Here is a 21,666-nt window from a genome sequence, read left to right on the forward strand (position 1 = left end):
ATTTCGTCTAGTGGGTCGCACCCGATCCGCCGGCTGCAACGACTGCGAATGGCTGGCCCTCGACGGCAATGGTGCGCGTCTCCTTCAACGACACTGGATCAACAATTCGAACCAGGCTGTGACGGGGATCGGTGATGGCGATGCGGTCGCCGGCGACCGCCAGTCGCGGCCGCGGATCGCGCCAGTGGCCGTCCTTGCTGTAGGGCTCGGTTACAGTCTCGCTTTTGGCGATCTCGCCGTTTATCACGTCCAGCAGATGGAGCTTGCCGTCCTCCGTCAGGATATAGGCGTTGCGCGGTTGGGCGGGATCGAGCGCGAAATCGACCCGCCGCGTCGGAAGGTCGACGAGCCGATAGGGTTCGTCCCTGCTGTCGGGGTCGATGAGGACGACCTTGTCCTCACCGTAGTTGCCAAGGAAGAACTGCATGGCGGTGCCGCCGAGCAGGGTCGACACCTTCCCCTCCGGCAAGGACGCAGGATAGGCCAGCATCTCGACCTTTGGTCCGTCGACACCGCCGGGACGGGCGACGAGGACGCCTTCGGCGCAGCCGAAGGCCACCAGCCGGGCGGAACTCGCCTCTCCATGCAGTCCGGTGCAGGTCGCGACGTCTCCCACCTGCTTGCCCTCCTGGTCAAGTACCCGCAGTCCGAGCCGCGGCGGTAGTTCGCCCTCCTTCACCTCGGCCTCCATGTTCGGCACGGAAACAAGCAGGTAGTTGCCCATCGGCACGGCGACGCCATGATGCGGTGCGATCGTGTCGAAGGGTTTGGGTTCTACCTTGTCTTCCAGCAGCGCGCGTTCCCCAAGGAGATCGAACTTTCCGCCGCGATCATAGAAAACGGCGAGTGCGTCGCCATGGGTCACGACGTGACCGGGCTTTTCGCCGGTAATTGTCGTCGCGAGGAGCTTCGGTTCCTTGATCTCGATATCTCGATGCTCGCCATGATCGGATAGCGCGATGCCGGTGTCGATCGCATGGACTGTGTTCTGGTCGCCCTGAACGGCGAAGACCGTGCGTCCGGTATCGCTGAGCGACAGGGCCGCATAGCCCTTGATATCGAAGCGCGCGATTTCCTTGTCAGTGCCGAGATCGATGGCGCGGACGATCGGCAGCGTGTGATCGGCAACGAACAGCCGCCACGTGTCACCCTGCTCTTCTTCGGCATGAAGCGCCAATGGCGCGGCCAATGTGACAAAAACTGTGGTGGCCAGAAGTACAGGTTTGCGGGAACGGAACATGGATATCTCCTGTCTGCGGAATGCTAGTGTTGATGAGGCCTGGAGCGCCGGAGGATGTGGCAATCTCCGTTGCCCCGTTTGGTGTCACGAGGCCCGGCGTTCCCAGCTTGCGAAGGGATCGGGAAGGTCTTTCCAGAGGCCGGGATCGAAATCCGTTTCGCTGACCAGACAGTCGTCCAATTCGGCGCGGATCGCTGCCTCGTCCATCGGCTCCGCGCCGATGAAGACGATCTCCTGTCGCCGGTCGCCCCAGGTCGGATCGAGATAGGGCTCCATCATCTGCAGAAAACCGGGATCGCGTGGCCATTGCGCCTTCGGCACGGCCGACCACCAGACGCCCATCCTGCCTGTGCGCACGAGCGCACCGGCCTGGCTGATTTCACCGACATGATGCGGCCGCGTCGCCAGCCAGAAGAAGCCCTTTGCCCGTACGACTCCCGGCCATGACCGATCGATGAAGCGCTGGAAGCGCGCGGGGTCGAAGGGACGACGAGCGCGGTAGACGAAGGAGCGAATACCGTATTCCTCGGTTTCGGGAACATGGTCCTTGAAGCCGTGCAACTCCTTGAACCACAGCGGATGCTGCTCGGCCTTCGCCAGATCGAAGCGACCGGTGCCGAGAACCTCCTTCAGGTCGACTTGGCCGAAATCGGTTTCGATCAGTTTTGCGTCGGGATTGAGGGAGACGATGATCTTGCGGGCTGCATCGCGCTGTTCCGGCGTCGCGGTGTCGATCTTGTTGAGCACCACGACGTCGGCGAATTCGATCTGTTCGACCAGAAGATCGACGACTGTCCTGTTGTCGCCGTCGCCGGCCGTGTCGCCGCGGTCGGCGAGGAAATCTTCGGAGCCGTAGTCGGCAAGTAGATTGGCGGCATCGACCACCGTTACCATCGTGTCGAGCCGCGCCACGTCGGACAGGCTGACGCCGTTTTCGTCACGGAAATCGAAGGTCGTCGCCACCGGCAGCGGCTCGGCGATCCCGGTCGATTCGATCAGCAGGTAGTCGAACCGGCCCTGCTCGGCGAGTTCACGCACCTCCTTCAGCAGGTCGTCACGCAGCGTGCAGCAGATGCAGCCATTGGTCATTTCGATCAGCTGCTCTTCGGTCCGCGACAGGTTCGCACCGCCATCGCGCACCAGCGCGGCGTCGATGTTCACCTCGCTCATGTCGTTGACGATGAGCGCGACGCGCAGTCCCTGGCGATTCGAGAGGACGTGATTGAGCAGCGTTGTTTTTCCGGCTCCGAGAAAACCGGAGAGGACGGTGACGGGCAGTTTGTTGATCATGAGAACGTCCGCTTGATTTGGTAATGTTATACCGTTACAATAGAGCGGAAAAATTCGGGCCGGTCAAGGCGACGGATTCGGGAATTTTCGGCGATTGGGAAAACTGAGGACAGGGAATGATAGTCGATGAAGCACTACCGCCGTGACACCACACCTTGTGCTCGAGCGTCTTCCGATGCGAGTCGGAAGCCGAGACAGGCATTCGGTGGACGTCGTCCATTACGGGCAAAGCAATGCCGAGACCTCCCCCGCGATGCAGCGGCCGGCATTCGTTTGATCGGCGCATGTGAGACCGGGAGGTCCTGGGAGGGGACGAATGCGACGACCCACGGCCAGGAGACCTGCCTCACTGCGCGGGCAATCATCTTGGGCGCAAAGCGATGGTTCTTGAAGATGGCGGTGGGCTCACTCATTTTTTCCCCACTACTCGCAAACCGCTACGCCACAGACACGAGACATCGTCCAATCAGAGGTCGCCTGGAGGCAATCATCGCCCAGCGAGTGGCCATGGCCGTCTTTAAAAGCCTTAAATGTATTCTTGTCGATCAAAGTGAGGCTCGATGGTCCCTCGCCGCGCACCCCATCGATTTCTACCATCAGGCATTGATCGAATGTTCGCCGTTTGAGAAGTCATGTCGGGACGTTGTTACTTGCGTATCATCGGCTCACCGTTGCTTGGCGCCGAAATCGAGCGTGCTCTTAACCGCCGCCCGCCAGCCGAGAACGAGCGTCTGGCGGTCGACCTCATTCATGCGAGGCGTAAAGGTGCGGTCTCTTTTCCAGCTTTGCGAAAAGCCCTGCATATCCGGCCAGACCCCTGCCCCGTGGCCGGCCAGCCACGCAGCGCCCAGGGCTGTCGTCTCGTTCACGACCGGGCGATCTACGGGCACATCCAGAATGTCTGCCAGACGCTGCATCGTCCAGTCGCTGGCGGCCATGCCGCCGTCAACGCGCAGGAAGGTTTCACTCGCCTTGGGCCAATCCCGGCGCATCGCCCTCAACAGGTCGCGGGTCTGGAAGCAGACGGATTCTAGGGCCGCTTTCGCGAGTTCCGCCGGGCCGGTATTGCGGGTGAGGCCGTAGAGCGCGCCGCGCGCGTCGGGATCCCACCAGGGCGCGCCCAGGCCCGTAAAGGCGGGAACGAGATACACGCTTTGCCTGGCATCCGCGGCGCCAGCCAGAGTGCCGGAGCGGTCGGCGCGGTCGATGACACCGAGACCATCCCGCAGCCATTGCACTGCGGCACCAGCGACGAAGATCGAGCCTTCGAGGGCATAGTGCATCCGGCCGTCGATCCAGTACGCAATCGTCGTCAGCAAACGATGCTGCGAGACTACAGGCTCCTCGCCGATATTGAGGAGGGTGAAGCAGCCCGTGCCGTAAGTCGACTTGACCATGCCTGGCTCGAAACAGGCCTGGCCGATCATCGCGGCCTGCTGGTCGCCAGCAATGCCCTTGATGGCGATGCGTCCGCCGAACAGCGCTTCGTCCGTCTCGCCGAAATCGCCCGTATTTGCAACGATTTCCGGGAGAATGGCCCTCGGGATGCCGAAGAGCGACAGAAGACTGTCGTCCCATGCAGCTGTCTCGATGTTGCAAAGCATCGTGCGAGATGCATTCGTGATGTCGATCAGATGGCGCCGCCCGCCTGTCAGCTTATAGACGAGCCAACTGTCGACGGTACCGAAGGCGAGATGCCCCGCCTGTGCCGCCTCTCTCGCACCGGGCACATGTTGCAACAACCAGGCGATCTTTGTGGCGGAGAAGTAGGGATCGAGCAGCAGGCCTGTCCTGCGGCTAATGTCCTGTTCTGCACCGTCGGCGCGAAGCCGCGCGCAGTGTTCGGCGGTCCGCCTGTCCTGCCAGACGATCGCCCTCGATATCGGTGTGCCGGTGCGCCGGTCCCACATGACAACCGTTTCGCGCTGATTGGTGATGCCGATGGCCGCGACGTCGCGGGAGGAAACACCGGCGGAAGTCAGCGCCGTGCGAGACGTCTCGACCACGGTCCGCCACAGGTCCTCGGCGTCATGTTCTACCCATCCTGATTGCGGGAAATGCTGCGGGAACTCCTGCTGTCCGCTTCCGACGTTCCGGTACTCGCTGTCGAAGACGATCGCCCGCGTGGACGTCGTTCCCTGATCGATCGCCAAGACATATCCGCTCATGACTTCCCCAGTTCAGTTGACGGCCACCTTGCCGCCAGATTGTTGTCCCGCCAGAAACGCCGTCACGGCGGCAACCTCGTCGGGCGTGCAGCGTAGGCCCAGCTTGGAGCGCCGCCACAGGATATCCTCGGCCGATCGCGCCCATTCCATTTCCACGAGATAGCGGATCTCGTTCTCACCAAGGTCCGCAGCGACAATTCTGCCGAGGCCGCCGTCGGCTTCGAGAAAATCAAAAGCCTTGGTGCCGTAGTTCCGGGCAAGCCGCCGAATTGTGGCGTCTGCAACGAAGGGCGCACGAGCCGTAAGCTTCGCGACGAGCCCCTCGAACCCATCCAGCGGGAAGTCGCCGCCAGGCAGGGTCGCGCCGGCGGTCCAGCTCGGCTTTCGTGGGCCAAGATGTTTTTCGACGAGGCCGAGGACCGATTCTGCCAACCGGCGATAGGTGGTTATCTTGCCGCCGAAGACGTTGATGATCGCGCCGGTTTCCGCATCGCCCTCATCCTTCAGGACGTAGTCGCGTGTGGCCTCCTGCGCGCTTGCGGTTCCGGCCTCGTAAAGCGGGCGGATGCCGGAATAGGACCAGACCACATCTGACGGGGTGATCTGCTTGCGGAAGTAGTCACTCGCGGCAGCGCAAAGATACGCCGTCTCCTCTTTGCTGATCGCGACCTTCTCCGGTTTGTCGCGAAAATCGCGGTCCGTCGTGCCGATCAACGTGAAGTCGCCCTCATAGGGAATGGCGAAAATGATGCGCTTGTCCGTGTTCTGGAAGATATAGGCCTTGTCGTGGTCGAAAAGCTTCTGCACCACGACATGACTGCCCTGGACGAGACGGACATTCTTCGCCCTGACCCCGCCGGCAGCTAGCCCGATAACTCGATCCACCCATGGGCCAGCGGCATTGACCACAAGGCGCGCACTGACCGTCCGACGCGTCCCCGTTTCGCGGTTCGCGATGTCGGCGACGAATCCGCCATCGCGCCGTTCGACACGGACGACTTCGCTGCGGGTCAAAATCTTCGCACCGCGGTCGGCGGCGTCGCGTGCGTTGAGTACCACCATGCGGGCGTCCTGCACCCAGGCATCGGAATATTCAAAACCCTTGGCGTAAGCATCCTTCAGCGGCCTGCCGGCCGGGTGCTTCGAAAGATCCAGCACGGATGTCGGTGGCAGCCTCTTGCGACCTCCGATGTGGTCGTAGAGGAAAAGGCCCAGCCGCAGCAGCCATGCAGGGCGCAATCCTTTGTGATGCGGCAGCACAAAGCGCAGCGGCCAGATGATGTGGGGCGCCATCTGCCAAAGCACTTCCCGCTCCATCAGAGATTCGCGCACCAGCCGGAACTCGTAATGTTCCAGATAGCGCAGCCCCCCGTGGATGAGCTTGGTGGAGGCCGACGACGTGCCGCTGGCGAGGTCATTCATTTCCGCCAGCAACACCTTGTAGCCACGGCCGGCCGCGTCGCGCGCGACACCGCAGCCATTGATGCCGCCGCCGATGACGAGGATATCGTAATCGAAAGCCATGTCAGAGCCCGGCGACGCAGACATACTTCAGCTCGAGGAAGCCCTCGATGCCGTACTTCGAACCCTCCCGGCCGAGACCGGATTGCTTGATGCCACCGAAGGGCGCCATCTCGTTGGCGATCATGCCGGTGTTGACGCCAACCATGCCGGCTTCCAGCGCCTCGGCGACGCGGAAGACGCGCGCCATGTCCTTGGCGTAGAAGTAGGATGCGAGGCCGTATTCACTGGCGTTGGCCATGGAGATCACGTCCTCCTCGTCGCGGAAGGGGATGATTGGCGCGAGCGGCGCGAAGGTCTCCTCGCTCGCCACCTTCATCGCCTGGGTGACGCCGGCGATCACCGTTGGCTCGTAGAAGCTGCTGCCCAGCGTACTGCGCTTACCGCCGGCGAGCAGCTTGCCGCCCTTCTCCAGCGCATCGGCGACGTGTTCTTCCATCTTGGCCACGGCCTTCTGATCGATCAGCGGACCCTGGGTGACGCCGGCCTCGGTGCCACGGCCGAGCGTCAGCCCGGCGACCTTGGCGAGCAGCTTCTCGGTGAAGGCCTCGACCACGCCTTCCTGTACGTAGATGCGGTTGGCGCACACACAGGTCTGTCCGGCATTGCGGAACTTCGAGATCATCGCACCCTCGACCGCCGCATCGAGATCGGCGTCATCGAAGACGATGAAGGGTGCATTGCCGCCGAGCTCGAGCGAGAGTCGCTTGATGCCGTCGGCTGCTTCCTTCATCAGCCAGCGGCCGACGCCGGTCGAACCGGTAAAGGTGATCTTGGCCACCTTCGGGTTGTGGCAGAATTCCGTACCGATCGGCTTGGCTTCGCCGGTGACGACGGAGAAGACACCCGCCGGCACGCCGGCGCGTTCGGCCAGAACCGCCAGCGCCAGTGCCGAGAGCGGCGTCTGCGAAGCGGGCTTCAAGAGCATGCTGCAACCGGCGGCAAGTGCGGGGCCTGCCTTGCGCGGGATCATGCCGTTGGGGAAATTCCACGGGGTGATGGCAGCGCAGACGCCGACCGGCTGCTTCAGCACCATGATGCGCTGTCCGGCATTGGCGCCCGGAATGATGTCGCCGTCGATGCGCTTGGCTTCCTCGCCGAACCACTCGAGATAGGCAGCGTTGGAGATCACCTCGCCCTTGGCTTCAGCGAGCGGCTTGCCCTGTTCAGAGGTGAGGATCAGCGCAAGGTCGTCCGCATTGGCGATAATCAGGTCGTACCAGGCGCGCAGGATCTTGGCGCGCTCCTTGGCGGTTTTCTTCGACCAGAGCTTCTGGGCTGACTCCGCCTCGTCGATCGCCTTGGCGACTTCCTCGCGCGATAGTGCCGCGACGTTGGCGATCAGCGAACCGTCGAAGGGATCATTGACCGCAAAGGTATTGCCGCTTGCCGCCGCGACCCAGCGGCCGCCGACAAAGGCCTTGTCGACGAGGAGGGACGGGTCCTTGAGCGCAGATGTCAGGGGATGCGTCATGAGAAATCTCCGATGAGCTTGAGGAGGGCCGGAATCGCAAGCGAGGCGCCGGACAGGAACAGGAGGACGAAGGCCAGGCGCCGCATGTTGAGGGGCGAGATGCCGGGCGGATAGCGGCGCGCCAGCTGCGTGAAGGCAATCACCACGGGAATGGTGGCGAGCGACCAGAGAAAATGCCGGTCCGGCATCTGGCCGGCCAGCGCCACGGTGCCGAGGCGCAGGAACGCGTTCAGCGCGAAGACGGCGACCAGCGTTTCGCGCACCGCTGCCGCGCGCATCGGCTGGCGATAGAGGTGGTAGACGAGCGGCGGCCCGGCAGTCGAGAACAACCCGCCCATCAGCCCAGCGATCGCGCCGAAGAACAGGAAGGAGCCGTTGCCGGAGCGCCGTTCGAGCGGCTCGGGCTTGAACAGAAGCTGGATGCTCGAGACGATGATGACCGTGCCAAGTACGAGTTTCAGCCAGTCGAGCGAACCCTTGAGCAGGATCCCGAGCAGCCAGTAACCGATGAGCAGAAAGACGAGGCTGGAGACCATCACCAGCGCGAATTCGCGCCCGGCAATGTCGCGCCAGCCCCTGGCCAGGACCTGCGCAGCATTGACCACGACGAGGATGCTGACCAGCACCGCCGCTTCGGCAAGTGGGATGATGCCGGTGAGCCCTACGCCGCCCATCATCATCAGGCCGAACGCAAAGCCCGTCAGGGTCTGCACGTAGGCGGCGACGGCGGCGAGCGCCAGAAGTGCCGCCAGTTGAGCCGGATCCATTGTCAGAGCGCCTTCAGCCCGTCGAACAGGGCTGCATTGGCCGCACCCTGGCGGTAGAACAGCGCGGGCTGGCCGAGCGGTGCCGCCACGGTGGCCTCTGCGCCACCGTCATGGACCTTGCCGCTCCAGATATGCACCCAACGCGTACCCTTTGGCAGGTAGACTGTCCGCTCGGTCTCGCCGGCCTTCCAGACCGGGGCGACGATCAGTTCGGCCCCGTAGAGATAGGCGTCCTGGATGGCATAGGTCGCGCGGTCGTCCTCATGGTGCAGGAAGAGCGGGCGCTGCACCGGAAGGCCCGTTTCCGCCGCTTCGACCGACAGGCCTTTGAGATAGGGCGCGAGGTGGACATAGATCGCCGTCATACGCGCGAAATGGGCAAGCACCGCCGCATCCTGATCGATCTGGAGATTTTCACGAGGACGGTTGCCCTCGTGGCTGCGCATGACGGGCGTGAACGCCGCCATCTCGGCCCAGCGCATCAGAAGCTCGGCAGTACGAACATTGCCGAAGAGGCTCGTATAACCACCGATGTCGGAGTGGTGATAGGCGTTGCCGAGAAGACCGGAGGAAAGCGCGCCCGACATGACGGTGACGAGACCATCGTGACGGGAGAAGTCAACCGACTGGTCGCCGCCCCACAGCAACGGGCAATGGGCCTGAACGCCGGTATATCCGGCGCGCATGAAGAACAGCGCCTCGCCGGTCTTGCCGCGGCTTTCGAGCGCCTTGGCGTTGACCTCGGCCCACAGCGTCGGCCAGGCATTGTGCATCAGCTTTGCGTCGATGCCGTTGGCAAGGTTGACGTCGATCGGCAGATATTCGCCGAAGTCCGCCATCCAGCCGGAAAGGCCGAAATCCAGCATGTTCTGACCGATCACGCGCTCGGCAAACCAAGCGGACGCTTCGGGATTGGTGAAGTCGACCACACCGCAATCGAACTCGCCGAAGTCAACCAGGGCGGTATTTCCATCTGCGTCCGTTGCAAAATAGCCCTTGGCCTCGGCCTCCGGAAAGAGTGAGCCGTCGACACAGAGATAGGGGTTCACATAGCCGAGAAAGCGGATGTTTTCGTCGGCAAGCTCTGCGATCTTCTGGCGGAGGTGCGGGTAGCGTTCCTCATTGCCCACCCAGTCCCAGAAGAGCCGTGCACCGAACGAGGTGTGGCGCAGACCCACCCAGTCCTCACACCAGAGGCCCGAAACCTTCACGCCGGCGGCGCGCATCTTTTCCAACCGCTCGAACGAGGTGTTGCCATCCTTGAGGCCGATGATCGCACCCTGATAGACCCAGTCCGGCAATTGCGGCTGGCGGCCGAAGCGTAGCGAGAGCTTCGAGACGAGATCGCGGAAGGTGCCAGCGGAGAAGAACTCGATCTTCTCGGGCACCGCCCAGATTTCCACTTCATGGAACCCTTCGCGGCGGAAATCGAAGACCGCATAGGCGGTCGTGTCGACATGCAGGGCATAGCGTCGCGAGGAAACGTAGGTCGGCTGGGGATAGTTGGTGTTGTAGTAGTCGCCGCCGGCCTTCGCAGTCACATCGGACTGGAAGGTAATCGCGGTTGTCTTGTCGCGGCCGACTCCGGGCTCGGAGGTCCACAGCGGGAAACGGCGACCGCGCATGTCGAAATAGGACATCTGCTCGCCGCCGCCCCAGACATGCTCGTCCTTGTCAGCCACGGCGCGGAGCCAGAGCCGGTTGATTGAGGTATCCGCCGCGTGCAGCAGAAGGCTGTCGCCCTCCACCGTCAGTTCGAGGCGTACCGGCTGGCCGGGCGCACTGGAGAGGCGCACGGTGTTGCCCTCGACGTCCGCATGGGCAAGAGCGGTGCGCTCGACGACATAGTCCTCGATATCGAAATTGCCGCGATACATATCCATGCGTTCCTCACCGCGGCCAGCAAAGAAGGCGGGATTTTCCGGAGTGTGGTTGAGGATTTCGCGGCTATCGAGGGAAAGTGTGAAACCGGCGGGGGTCTTTTCGAGAAGCATGGCGAAACCTTCAGTTCTGTGTGAGGCCGGCATCGACGATGAAGTTTGCGCCGGTGCAGCCGCCGCTCTCATCGGAGCCAAGGAAGAGTGCGAGGCGCGCGACATGGCCGGCATCGAGGCGGAATTTCAGCGATTGCAGGTCGATGAACTTCTGGCTTTCCTCCGGCCCGGCCCAAAGCGCCTTCTGCCGCTCGGTGACAATCGCGCCGGGCACGATGCAGTTGACGCGAATGCCGTGGGGCCCCAGGTCGCGGGCGAGCGTGCGCGTCATGCCGTTGATCGCGGCCTTCGCGGTCGTGTAGCCAACCATGACAGGGTTGCCGCGCATCCAGGAGACCGAGCCCATCATGACGATGGACCCACTGCCCTTCCCGCGCATGCCCTTGGCCACGGCCTGTGTCGCAAAGAACTGGTGGTCGAGGTTGAGCGCCAGCATACGCCGCCAGTAGTCCGGCTCTACTTCGTCCAAGCGATGGCGGTCGTCCTTGCCGGCATTGTTGACGAGGACGTCGACGGCCCCGTGCTGCGCCTCGACCGCCGCCACCGCCGCGCGCAACGCCGGGATATCGGTGAGATCACAGGGGTGAAACTCCGCGCCCGTCGCCGCCGCCGTCGCCTTGCCCGCGGCCTCGTCGATATCGAGGAAGGAGACGCACGCGCCCTGGGCGCAGAAGGCTGCCACCATGGCCTCGCCGATGCCGGAGGCGCCGCCGGTGATGAGTACGTTGCGACCATCGAGTGAGTGATAGCGGACGGTGTCGTAGGTCATGGCAAGTCTCAGCATGCTGGGTTGAACAGGGTCCGGGCGAGGCCGGCGACATCAGTGCGCATCGAAAACAGCGCACCGGAGAGCGGATACTCGGCAAGCTCTTCATCCGGACGTCCGATGCTGGCGCTGGTGCAGTAGAGCGTCTTCATATCCGGCCCGCCGAAGGCGATCATGGTCGGGCATTTTGCCGGCACCGGATATTCTGCGAGAAGCGTGCCGTCCGGCGCATAGCGCTGCACGCGGCCACCCTCGTAGAGGGCCGTCCAGTAGCAGCCCTCGACATCAACCGCGCCGCCGTCCGGGCGGCCCTTATCGGTCTCGGAGCCGAAGCGGGCAAAGACCTGCCGGTTCGTCGCCGCACCCGTCGCCGGGTCGTAGTCGTAGGTATAGAGCGTGTAGCGCAGCGTGTCGGAATGATAGAGCCGTCGCCCGTCCGGCGAGAAGGCGACGCCGTTGGAGGTGAGCAGTCCTTCGGCAACGCAAGCAAGACCACGGGAATCGTAGCGATAGAGACTGGCGATGCCTTTCTCGCGCGTTTCGTCGACCGTACCCGCGACAAAGCGGCCGGCCGTATCAACCCCGCCGTCGTTGAAGCGGCTGATCGCCTGATCCTCGGGATTATCAGCAAGTTTGCGCCGCGGCGTACCGTCCGCATCGATCAGCCAGAGGCCGGAGCGAAGGCCGGCGATGAAGCCACCGCCCTCCGCAAGGCCGATGCAGCCGATCTCCTCGGGAAGCGTCATCATCTCCAGCGTGCCACTCTCCGGCAAGAAGCGATGGATGCGGCACTGCTTGATGTCGACGAAATAGAGCGCCTGCTCGGCCACCGACCAGACCGGGCTCTCTCCGAGTGCTGTCTTCGCGTCGAGTACGAGGCTGAAACCCTGGTCCACGAATCGATCCTCAGTAAGCGGCGGTCTGCTGGGCGGGGGCTGCGGCTGTCCCCTTGAGCTGACCGAGCCAATCGCTGGCGCGACCCGTCATCATGGCTATGTCGGAGGCGATTGCGGCATAGTCGTAGCCGTAGCCAATGAAGCGCTTCACCATATCAGGGTTCGGACCAACGATGCCGACTGGCTTGCCGGCCGAGTGGGCATCCTTCGCCGCTTTCTCGATCAGCGCCTGAACCTCTGGATGAGCGATATTGCCGATATGGCCCATGGCAGCCGAGAGGTCGCCGGGCCCGACAAAGAGCGCATCGATGCCCTCGACGGCAGCAATCTCTGGCAGGCGCTCGATGGCTTCGGGCGTTTCGAGCTGGACGATGGTGCAGATATCGTCGTTGGCGGACTTCAGGTAGTTCGGGATCGTGCCGAAACGAGAACCGCGGTGCACGGCCGCAACACCGCGAATGCCGTGCGGTGGATACCGTGTATACGACGCCGCGGCCTTTGCCTCTTCCGCGTTCTGCACGAAGGGCAGCATGACTGTTCGCGCGCCGGCATCGAGCGCCCGCTTCACCAACACCTGGTCGTTCCAGGCGAGACGCACCACGGCATCCGCCGGCGTGCAGCCGATGGCGCGCAGGATATGGGCGAGATCGGTGAACTCGACCGGCACATGCTCCATGTCGACCACGAGGAAATCGAAGCCGCCGTAGCCAAGCGCCTCCGCCGTCGCGGGGGCCGCCGCCATCAGCCAGGTGCCGAGCGGGGTGGCGCGGTTCTTGTCGGCGAGCCAGGACTTGAAAGGATTGTTGCTGCTCATGGGGGCGTCTCTCAATAAATCGGCGGTTCTGGCACGGGCTGCGTGCCGGTCAGGAAGTCGAAGTCGCAGCCTTCATGTGCCTGGCTGACGTGGCGCTGGTAGAGGGCGGCGAAGGAGCGTTCGTAAATCGGCGCGGATGGCTTCCACGCATCGCGGCGGCGGGCTAGCTCTTCTTCGGACACGCGCATGTTGATGGTCGCGGCGGCGACATCGAGCTCGATGAGGTCGCCGGTCTTCACCAGTGCCAAGGGGCCGCCGATTGCGGCTTCCGGCGAGACATGCAGGATGCAGGTACCGTAATGGGTGCCGCTCATGCGCCCGTCGCAGATGCGCACCATGTCACGCACGCCTTGCTTCAGGAGCTTTTTCGGGATCGGCAGGTTGCCCCATTCCGGCATGCCGGGCGCGCCGACCGGGCCGGCATTGCGCAGCACGATCACCGTGTCCTCGGTGATGTCGAGTTCGGGATCGTCCAGCGTTCTGTTCATGGTGCGCGGATCGTCGAACACGATGGCCGGGCCGACATGCTTGAGGAACTTCGGGTTGGCAGCCGAGGACTTCATCACCGCACCGTTCGGAGCGAGATTGCCGCGCAGCACCTCCAGTGTCTTGCCGCGCGACAGTGGTACGACAGGATTGTCCTCACCGCGGATTACGTCATCGTTCCAGCAGTCGGCGGATGCAATATTGTCGCCTAGCGTACGGCCGTTGACGGTCGGCCGGTCGAGCACAAGGTGATGCGAGAGCTTCTTCAAAAGCGCATTGATGCCACCGGCGAAGTAGAAATCCTCCATGAGGTATTCGCCTGACGGGAAGACGTTGGCGACGACAGGTACCTTGCCAGCCATTTCCGCCATGTCGTCCAGCGTCAGAGAAACGCCGACGCGCTTGGCCATAGCGATGAGATGCACTGCCGCATTGGTAGAGCCGCCGAGCGCCATATAGGCGACGAGTCCATTGAGGAAGCTGTCGCGGCTCAGGATCTCCGAGGGCTTCAAGTCTTCCCAGACCATCTCCACGATGCGCGCTCCACAGGCGGACGCCATGCGTGAATGGCCGGAATCGATGGCCGGGATGGAGGATGCCCCGGACAGCGTCATGCCCATCGCATCGACGATCGAGGTCATGGTCGAAGCGGTGCCGATGGTGTTGCAGGTGCCGGGCGAGCGCGTCATGCGGCTTTCGAGATCTACCCAATCGTCGCGGGTGATGTTGCCAGCACGCAGTTCGTCCCAGTATTTCTTGGTGTGCGTGCCGGCGCCGGTCTTCACGCCACGCCACTGGCCGTTCGACATGGGTCCGGCCGGGCAGAAGATGACGGGAATGTCCATCGAGAAGGCGCCCATCAGCAGCGCCGGGGTGGACTTGTCGCAGCCGCCGAGCAGCACCGCGCCGTCGATTGGGTGGCAGCGCAGCAGCTCCTCGCATTCCATGGCGAGGAAGTTGCGGTAGAGCATGGTCGTCGGCTTGACCATGACCTCGCCGACGGAAATTGCCGGCAGTTCGACGGGATAGCCGCCCATCTGCCATACGCCGCGCTTCACCGCCTCGGCCCGGTCGCGCAGATGCGCGTGGCAGGGGCTCATTTCGCTCCAGGTATTGATGATGCCGATCACGGGCCGGCCCATGAACTCTTCGCGGCGCATGCCCATCTGCTGGGTACGCTGGCGGTGCGCGAAAGCCCGCATGTCATCGGAGGCAAACCAGCGCTGGCTGCGCAGTTCGGAGAGATCGAGCTTTCTGGTCATCCCTTGATTCCCCCGGCGGTGAGGCCCGAGACCACGCGTTCCTGGAAGATGACGATGAGTACGGCGACCGGCACGATGCCGACGACGAGCGCTGCCGAGATGACCGGCCAGGGGAAGGCGAACTCGCCCTGATAGAGCTGGATACCCACCGGAAGCGTGCGCAGCGACGGATTGGAATTGAAGGAGAGCGCCAGAAGGAACTCGTCCCAGGCATTGACGAAGGCAAGGATGCCGGCGGTGAAGACACCGGGCGCGCAGAGCGGCACGACCACCTTGAAGAGCGCGCCAAGCCGCGTGCAGCCGTCAATCATCGCAGCATTTTCGAGATCACGCGGTATTCCCTCGAAGAACGAGACGAGCATCAGCGTGCAGACCGGCAGCGACAGGACCGTATAGGGCAGTACCAGCGCGATCCAGGTGTTGAGCAGGTTCAGCGTGCGCATGATCTCGAAGAGCGGCACGAGAAGCGTGACCAGCGGGAAGGTCGAGACGGCGATGATCAGCGACAGGATGAGGCCGCGGTAGCGCAGGTTGAGCCGTGCCAGCGCATAGGCCGCCAACACCGAGACCAGCAGCGTCAGGCAGGTGGAGATCAGCGCCACCATGAAGCTGTTGAACAGGAAGAGATGCAGCGGCTGGTCGGAGAATGCCTGCATGTAGTTCGCAAGTGTCGGGGCATGCGGAAACCAGGTGATCGGCTTTGCCGTCAGTTCGGCTTCCGTCTTCAGCGAGGTGAAGAGGATCCACAGTGCCGGAAACATGCCATTGATGATCAACACTCCACCTGCAATGAAGCGCAGCGGACGGCCGGAAAGGAACGAGGGGAAACCGGGATTGGCGATGGCGGTCATGGCTTACTCCTTGGTCCGGATGGCGCGGAGATAGACAGCGGTCACGCACATCGACAGGGCAAACATCACCACGGCGAGCGCCGAGCCGTAGCCGAGGTCGAGGAAGGAAACCGTGTTCTGGTGGATGTACATGGCCAGCGTCGCGGTCGAGGTCCCTGGGCCCCCGCCGGTCATCATGTAGGGAATATCGAAGGTCTGAAGCGCCGTGATGGTGCGAAAGATCAAGGCGACTATGATGGAGGGCTTCAGAAGGGGCAGCGTTATCTCGAAGAACTGGCGGATGCGGCCAGCGCCGTCGACGTCGGCGGCTTCATAGAGCGAACGCGGGATCGTCTGCAGGCCAGCGAGGATGATAAGTGCCATGAAGGACGAGGTCTTCCAGATGATCGTCAGACAGATGGCAGCGAAGGCCCAGTTCGGCGAGTTGAACCAGATGATGCCCTCGAAACCCAGGCGGTTCAGGACGTCGTTGACGACGCCGTACTCGGAATGGAAGAACCAGGCGAAGATCAGGCCCGCGAAGGAGAGCGGCAATGCCCAGGGGATGAGCAGGGAAAGGCGCACCGGCCACTGCACACCGAAGGGGAGGTTCGCGAGCAGGGCCAGTGCCAGCCCGACCAGGAGGGCGCCGGGCACAGTGATCAGCGTGATGAGGACGGTGTTCCAGGTGGTTTCCCAAAAGACCGGATCCTCCAGCATGAGGCTATAATTTTCGAGGCCGACGAACTCCGCCGGCAGGCCGGAGGTGAGCGACAGGCTGAAGAAACTGGTATAGCCGAGGCGCAACACCGGATAGACGATGATCAGCGCGAGAAGGATCGCCGCCGGCGCCAGAAGAACGACGGCGAGTGCCCGGTCACCGAGGTCTAGCCAGCGCGTCCAGGCTGGCGGGCCGCGGTCGGCGGCGCTTGCCGCATTCAGGGTGGAGGTCGTCGTCACCGGTCAACTCCCGACGGTTCAGAGCAATTCCATCAAAGGCGACGCGCTTTGGCGTCCGGAACTGCGTGAAAACAAGAAAACTGGGAAGCCGGAAGGGAAAGCCCTTCCGGCGATGGCGATCAGCGCAGAATGCGCTTGAGGCGCGCCTCGATCTGGCTCGCGCCGTCTTCCGGCGTCGTGACACCCGCGAGCACGGCGTTGACGGTGGTGCGGATGACTTCGCTCACTTCGTTGTAGCGCGGCGTCACCGGACGGGCCTTGGCTGTCTCGACCACCTGAAGTGCGTCGGCAAACCACGGCACCGACTTCAGCACCTCGGCATTTGTATAGGCGCCGGCATAGGTGGGCAGCAGCGAGCCGTTGGCCGCCATGAAGACAGAAACGTCTTGACTGGAGAGGTATTCAACCAGCTTCTTCGCTTCGTCCTGATGGACGGAATAGGCCGATACGCCCCATTCCCAACCACCAAGGCAGCTCGCCTGCTCGCCGCTACCGAGCGCAGGTAGGCGCGTCACGCCAACATTGCCGTTAACGGCAGATTCCGCCCCTGGAAGTGTGTCCAGGCATAGGACCAGTTTACCGCGAAGAGCGCGTTGCCGGCCTGGAACTCCTTGCGCGTGTCATCAGTGGCGACTTCCGCGATGTTCTTTTTGGCGACTCCATCGTCGACGAAACCCTTCCAAAGCGCGAGCGCCGTGACTGCAGCGTCATGGTCGAAGGTCAGTTTGCCGTTTTCGACGAGGTTCTTGCCCTGGCTCCAGTAAGGCAGAAGGAAGGTGCAGACCGCGCCCTCGATCGCCTTGCCCTGGAACGAAAGGCCCTGCAGTTCCGGGTTGTTTTCGCCCTCGGCAACCTTCTTGGTGGCCGCAGCCAGTTCTTCCCAGGTCTTCGGTGGTGCGATGCCGTACTTATCGAGCAGGTCCTTGCGGTAGTAGAGGAACATGGCGTCGGCGAAAGCCGGCAGGGCGACGACCTTGCCGTCCACCGTGTTGGCCTCGGCATAGGCCGGCAGGTAGACCGACATGTCCTTGCCCTCGAAGGTGGACGTCCAGCCGGCGGCGGCGTACTGCGCCGGGCGAATGACGTCGAGCATCAGCACATCGAGATTAGTGTCCGCGGCGGACATGACGGTATTGAGATACTGTGCCTGCGCTTCCGAGGTGTTGCCACCGGTCTCGATCGTCACCTTGACGCCCGGATTTGCCGCTTCGTACTTGTCGAGCACCTTGCGCCAGACGTCCGGCTGGTGCTGGCTGGAAACGAAGATCTTCAGGTCGGTATCGGCGAAGGCCGGGACAGTGAAGGCAAACACGCTGGTGGCGGCGAGCAGGCTCGCCATGGCCTTGATATTCATTCTATCCTCCCTTTATCGATGGCGCGGCGCGCTCGATGTTCAGTTGATGACGCGTTCGCTCGCGGGATCGAAGAGATGTATCTTGGTGGGATCGACACCGAAGCGTACTTCTGCGCCCGGCTCCGGTCGCGTTTCCGGCGGCATGCGTGCGGTGAGCACATCGCCACCGACCGAGAAATGTACCAACGTGTCGGAGCCAAGCGGCTCGACAACCTGCACGCGCGCGGAGAGCGCGGCCGCCTGATCGGCGACGGCCCCGAAATGCTCCGGCCGGATGCCGACGATCACGTCCCGCCCCTCCAGCCGCGTCTCGCTTCCGGCCCGTACGGCCGACATCGACAGCTTGTTGCCGTCCGCAAAGACCAGACAGCCCGCTTCAACCTTTGCCTTGGCAAAGTTCATCGCCGGCGAACCGACGAAGCCGCCCACGAAGACGCTCTGCGGTCGGTTGTAGACTTCGTCCGGCGTTCCGACCTGCTCGATGTCGCCGCCCTTGAGGATGACGATGCGGTCGGCGAGCGTCATGGCCTCGACCTGGTCGTGCGTGACATAGATGATCGTCGTGCCGATTTGCTGATGCAGACGCTTGATCTCGGTGCGCACCTGGCCGCGCAACTTGGCATCGAGGTTTGAAAGCGGCTCATCGAAGAGAAACACCTTCGGGCGGCGGACGATGGCGCGCCCCATGGCGACGCGCTGACGCTGACCGCCCGATAGTTGACCCGGACGGCGATCGAGCAGATGACCGATGCCGAGCATTTCGGCCGCCTCGTTGATGCGCTGGTTAGCCTCGCGTATCGCGACACCGTGCACCTTCAGGCTAAAGCCCATATTCTCGCGCACCGTCTTGTGCGGATAGAGCGCATAGTCCTGGAAGACCATCGCGATGTCGCGCTCGCGCGGCGGCAAGCTGTTGACCAGCATCTCGCCGATCCTGATTTCGCCACCACTGATGCTTTCGAGACCCGCGACCATGCGCAGCGTCGTTGATTTGCCGCAGCCCGACGGGCCGACGAACACCACGAACTCGCCATCGGCGATTTCGAGATCGACACCCTTCACGATGCGCAGCGAACCGTAAGTTTTTTCCAGCTTTCGCAGGCTGACAGAAGCCATTCCTCTCTCCCAAGCGTCACCGGACATCCGGCTCATCTGCTCAAATAATAGCGCTACGATTTATTCGACGCAAGATACGAAGAGAAGAATCTTTTCTCTGTGCAAAACGATGCGCAAGAGACACAAATCACGATAAATATTCTTTTATTTTCAGCGCATTAAAGATTATCTTGCCTTCGCTCTCCATTGCGATAGGATCAGATCTATGTTATTAATATGATAATAGCGCTACGGAGACACTTATGGACAACACAATGCGAAAGCCGCCTCGCAATCGCCGCAAAATGCAGTCCGTCACCATGTCCGACGTCGCCGAGCTCGCCAATGTCTCGCCTTCCACTGTCTCGCTCTTCCTGCGCAAGCCAGAGGCGGTATCGCCGACCGCTAGCCAGGCAATCAGCCGGGCGATCGACAAGCTCAATTACGTGCCGAACCTCATGGCCGGGGGCCTGGCGGCCGCTTCCTCCCGCGCGGTAAGCATCCTTGTGCCCTCAGTGCGCAATGCCTTCTTCGCCGAAACGGTCTCCTCCATGCAGACGGCGCTCAAGAAGCAGCGCCTGCAGCTAATTCTCGGCCACACCGAATATGACGAGCAGGAAGAGGAGGAACTGGTGCGCATGGCGCTGTCGTGGGCACCGGCGGCTATCGTGCTGACCGGCCTTTCGCACAGCGCCGCGACACGCCGCCTTCTGGCCAACGTCGCCATCCCCGTTATCGAGATCTGGGAGCTGGGCGGCCTGCAAATCGATACCGCCGTCGGCTTTCATCACGACAAGGTCGGGGTTGCGGTGGCTGAGCACCTCATCCAGCAGGGGCGTCGCAACCTGCTCTTCCTCGGCGCGCGCATGCATCAGGACCGTCGCGCCAAACAGCGCTGCGACGGCTTCCTGCAAGCCGCCCGAACTGCCGGGATAACCGTAAACGTCGTAGAGCATCCCGATACGGCCTCGGCGGAAATCGGCTCGATGCTCCTGGCCGAAGCCCTGCGGCTCCATCCGGACACCGATGGTATCGCCTGCTCCAACGATCATATCGCGCTCGGCGTACTTTTCGCATGCGAGCGTTTGAAAGTCGCCGTACCGGACCGGCTCGCGGTGGTCGGCTTCGGCGACCTCTCCTTCAGTGCCGCCTGCAATCCGCCGCTCACCACGATCCGCCCCTCCGGCGACCTGATCGGTCGTGAGGCCGCCCGGCTGATCGAAGAGCATCTACACGGCGAGAAAGCTGACGGGCGTCGTACGATCGACACCCGCTTCACGCTGCAGCATCGCCGGAGCAGCTAGGAGGACGAGGGACAAGGACAGGCCGGATCGATATGATCCGTCATCCTTCTCCCTTGTGTGACCGGTTCTCCCATAGGATAGGCACCGTCCACCCTGACATCTGAAGCTAAACACCGACCTCCGCAGGATAAATCACATTTCCTGCATAGCGCGTCATGGCCACTTGAGTGGTAACAAATCTAGGTCATGCATCGGAGCGAGCGACCATTGAAAGCACACGATCAGGGTGACTCGCTTACAGCAGGTTTCAACGCCACTCGATTGAGGTCCTGAGCGTACGCCTCCACTTCGCCTGCCATTCCAAGCGCGACTATAACTGTAAAAGAGGTTAGGCTGTCTTCCACACATCCCAACCAGTTCATCTGACTCGCTTGCCATCGAGATCGAACACGAAACTGCGGCCCGCGGGGAACACTAGCCGTACTTCCTCGCCGTTTGCGGGTTGAACATCGCCTCGACTTTCGATGGTGACACTTCGCCCTTCCGCCAGACGGCAATATAGGTAGCATGTGCCGCCGAGATACTCGCTGAACTCCACGACCGCGGGCAGGCCATCCTCCCCGTCAGATGCGATCTGGATATGCTCCGGCCGGATGCCCAGTGTCAGCGGTGTGCCTTCGGGAGGCCGGACCTGGAGCGCCAATGGCGCGAGCGGCACCTCGCCAAGCCGGATAGTGTCTCCCGCCCAGCTCGCATCCAGAAGGTTCATGCGCGGAGAACCGATAAAGCCGGCGACGAAGGTGTTGGCGGGATCTTCATAGACCTGACGCGGCGTGCCTGCCTGCTCGATCCGGCCGTCACGCAGGATCACGATGCGGTCGGCGAGTGTCATGGCTTCGGTCTGGTCATGGGTCACATAGATCATCGTGTTGCCGAGATCGCGATGCAGCCGCGCGATCTCGATACGCATCGAAACGCGCAGTTCTGCGTCGAGATTGGAAAGCGGCTCATCGAACAGGAAGACATCCGGCTTGCGCACGATGGCCCGTCCGATCGCCACACGTTGCCGTTGGCCGCCGGACAGCTGCCCCGGCCGCCGGTCAAGCAGATGGTCAATCTTCAGGATCGAGGAGGCCTGCGCGACCCGGCGGTCAATTTCCGCCGCCTCCGTCCGCGACATCTTCAGGCCAAAAGCCAGGTTGTCGCGGACAGTCATATGAGGATAGAGAGCGTAGGACTGAAATACCATAGCGATGCCGCGCTCGGAGGGATCGACATCGGTAACGTCCCGCCCCTTGATGGCAACCTCACCGTCGGTGATCTCTTCCAATCCGGCAATCATGCGCAGCAGTGTCGACTTCCCGCACCCGGAGGGCCCGACGAAGACGACGAACTCGCCTTCGCCAATGGTCAAGTCGATCCCATGGATGACCTCCAGGCTGCCGTAGCTTTTCCTGACATCCGTCAGCGTAAGGCTCGCGGGCTTCTGCTCCATAGTCATCAGT

Annotated in this window: 16 protein-coding genes and 1 pseudogene; 1 reads left to right on the plus strand and 16 read right to left on the minus strand. The window is 62.6% G+C overall.

Annotated features, from left to right (window positions below):
- Positions 1–7: 7 nt before the first annotated feature.
- The 15 genes and pseudogenes from aztD to ugpC (F3Y30_RS21570) form a co-directional block, all read right to left on the minus strand.
- Complete coding sequence (gene aztD / locus F3Y30_RS21495; protein WP_203427224.1) at positions 8–1,240, minus strand: zinc metallochaperone AztD; 1,233 nt, start codon at positions 1,238–1,240, stop codon at positions 8–10.
- 84 nt (positions 1,241–1,324) lie between these two features.
- Positions 1,325–2,530, minus strand: coding sequence for a zinc metallochaperone GTPase ZigA (gene zigA, locus F3Y30_RS21500; RefSeq protein ID WP_203427225.1), 1,206 nt, complete (start codon positions 2,528–2,530; stop codon positions 1,325–1,327).
- 665 nt (positions 2,531–3,195) lie between these two features.
- The gene (gene glpK / locus F3Y30_RS21510) at positions 3,196–4,698 is read right to left on the minus strand and encodes a glycerol kinase GlpK (protein WP_203427227.1); all 1,503 of its coding nucleotides are present in this window, start codon (positions 4,696–4,698) and stop codon (positions 3,196–3,198) included.
- Positions 4,699–4,710: 12 nt separating this feature from the next.
- Positions 4,711–6,222: a glycerol-3-phosphate dehydrogenase gene (glpD, locus tag F3Y30_RS21515; protein WP_203427228.1), complete on the minus strand. Its 1,512-nt coding sequence runs from the start codon at positions 6,220–6,222 to the stop codon at positions 4,711–4,713.
- 1 nt (position 6,223) lies between these two features.
- On the minus strand, positions 6,224–7,693 hold the full coding sequence (locus F3Y30_RS21520) for an NAD-dependent succinate-semialdehyde dehydrogenase (RefSeq protein WP_203427229.1): 1,470 nt from the start codon (positions 7,691–7,693) through the stop codon (positions 6,224–6,226).
- Positions 7,690–8,460, minus strand: a complete 771-nt coding sequence (locus F3Y30_RS21525; RefSeq protein WP_203427230.1) for a sulfite exporter TauE/SafE family protein — start codon at positions 8,458–8,460, stop codon at positions 7,690–7,692. The genes F3Y30_RS21520 and F3Y30_RS21525 overlap by 4 nt, the downstream gene beginning before the upstream one ends.
- Positions 8,461–8,462: 2 nt before the next feature.
- On the minus strand, positions 8,463–10,454 hold the full coding sequence (locus F3Y30_RS21530; RefSeq protein ID WP_203427231.1) for an alpha-glucosidase: 1,992 nt from the start codon (positions 10,452–10,454) through the stop codon (positions 8,463–8,465).
- A gap of 10 nt (positions 10,455–10,464) precedes the next feature.
- Positions 10,465–11,223, minus strand: a complete 759-nt coding sequence (locus F3Y30_RS21535) for an SDR family oxidoreductase (protein ID WP_203427232.1) — start codon at positions 11,221–11,223, stop codon at positions 10,465–10,467.
- An 8-nt stretch (positions 11,224–11,231) separates the two neighbouring features.
- Complete coding sequence (locus tag F3Y30_RS21540) at positions 11,232–12,116, minus strand: SMP-30/gluconolactonase/LRE family protein (RefSeq protein WP_203427233.1); 885 nt, start codon at positions 12,114–12,116, stop codon at positions 11,232–11,234.
- 10 nt (positions 12,117–12,126) lie between these two features.
- A complete protein-coding gene (locus tag F3Y30_RS21545; RefSeq protein ID WP_203427234.1) occupies positions 12,127–12,930 on the minus strand; it encodes an aldolase/citrate lyase family protein in 804 nt (267 codons plus the stop codon).
- An 11-nt stretch (positions 12,931–12,941) separates the two neighbouring features.
- The gene (araD, locus tag F3Y30_RS21550; protein WP_203427235.1) at positions 12,942–14,678 is read right to left on the minus strand and encodes an L-arabinonate dehydratase; all 1,737 of its coding nucleotides are present in this window, start codon (positions 14,676–14,678) and stop codon (positions 12,942–12,944) included.
- On the minus strand, positions 14,675–15,529 hold the full coding sequence (locus tag F3Y30_RS21555; RefSeq protein WP_203427236.1) for a carbohydrate ABC transporter permease: 855 nt from the start codon (positions 15,527–15,529) through the stop codon (positions 14,675–14,677). The genes araD and F3Y30_RS21555 overlap by 4 nt, the downstream gene beginning before the upstream one ends.
- 3 nt (positions 15,530–15,532) lie before the next feature.
- Positions 15,533–16,468, minus strand: a complete 936-nt coding sequence (locus F3Y30_RS21560) for a sugar ABC transporter permease (protein WP_246753052.1) — start codon at positions 16,466–16,468, stop codon at positions 15,533–15,535.
- 119 nt (positions 16,469–16,587) lie between these two features.
- A pseudogene (locus tag F3Y30_RS21565) lies at positions 16,588–17,807 on the minus strand (ABC transporter substrate-binding protein).
- A 54-nt stretch (positions 17,808–17,861) separates the two neighbouring features.
- Positions 17,862–18,938 (minus strand): sn-glycerol-3-phosphate ABC transporter ATP-binding protein UgpC, encoded by a 1,077-nt coding sequence (gene ugpC / locus F3Y30_RS21570; protein WP_203427237.1) that lies wholly within the window; start codon positions 18,936–18,938, stop codon positions 17,862–17,864.
- Positions 18,939–19,180: 242 nt separating this feature from the next.
- Between ugpC (F3Y30_RS21570) and F3Y30_RS21575 the strand changes: the two genes are divergently transcribed.
- Complete coding sequence (locus tag F3Y30_RS21575; RefSeq protein WP_203427238.1) at positions 19,181–20,221, plus strand: LacI family DNA-binding transcriptional regulator; 1,041 nt, start codon at positions 19,181–19,183, stop codon at positions 20,219–20,221.
- Between the two features lie 358 nt (positions 20,222–20,579).
- Here F3Y30_RS21575 and ugpC (F3Y30_RS21580) read toward each other — a convergent pair whose 3' ends face one another.
- Positions 20,580–21,662 (minus strand): sn-glycerol-3-phosphate ABC transporter ATP-binding protein UgpC, encoded by a 1,083-nt coding sequence (ugpC, locus tag F3Y30_RS21580; protein WP_246753053.1) that lies wholly within the window; start codon positions 21,660–21,662, stop codon positions 20,580–20,582.
- Between the last annotated feature and the right edge of the window lie 4 nt (positions 21,663–21,666).

It is taken from the genome of Sinorhizobium sp. BG8, assembly GCF_016864555.1.
GTDB lineage: Bacteria > Pseudomonadota > Alphaproteobacteria > Rhizobiales > Rhizobiaceae > BG8.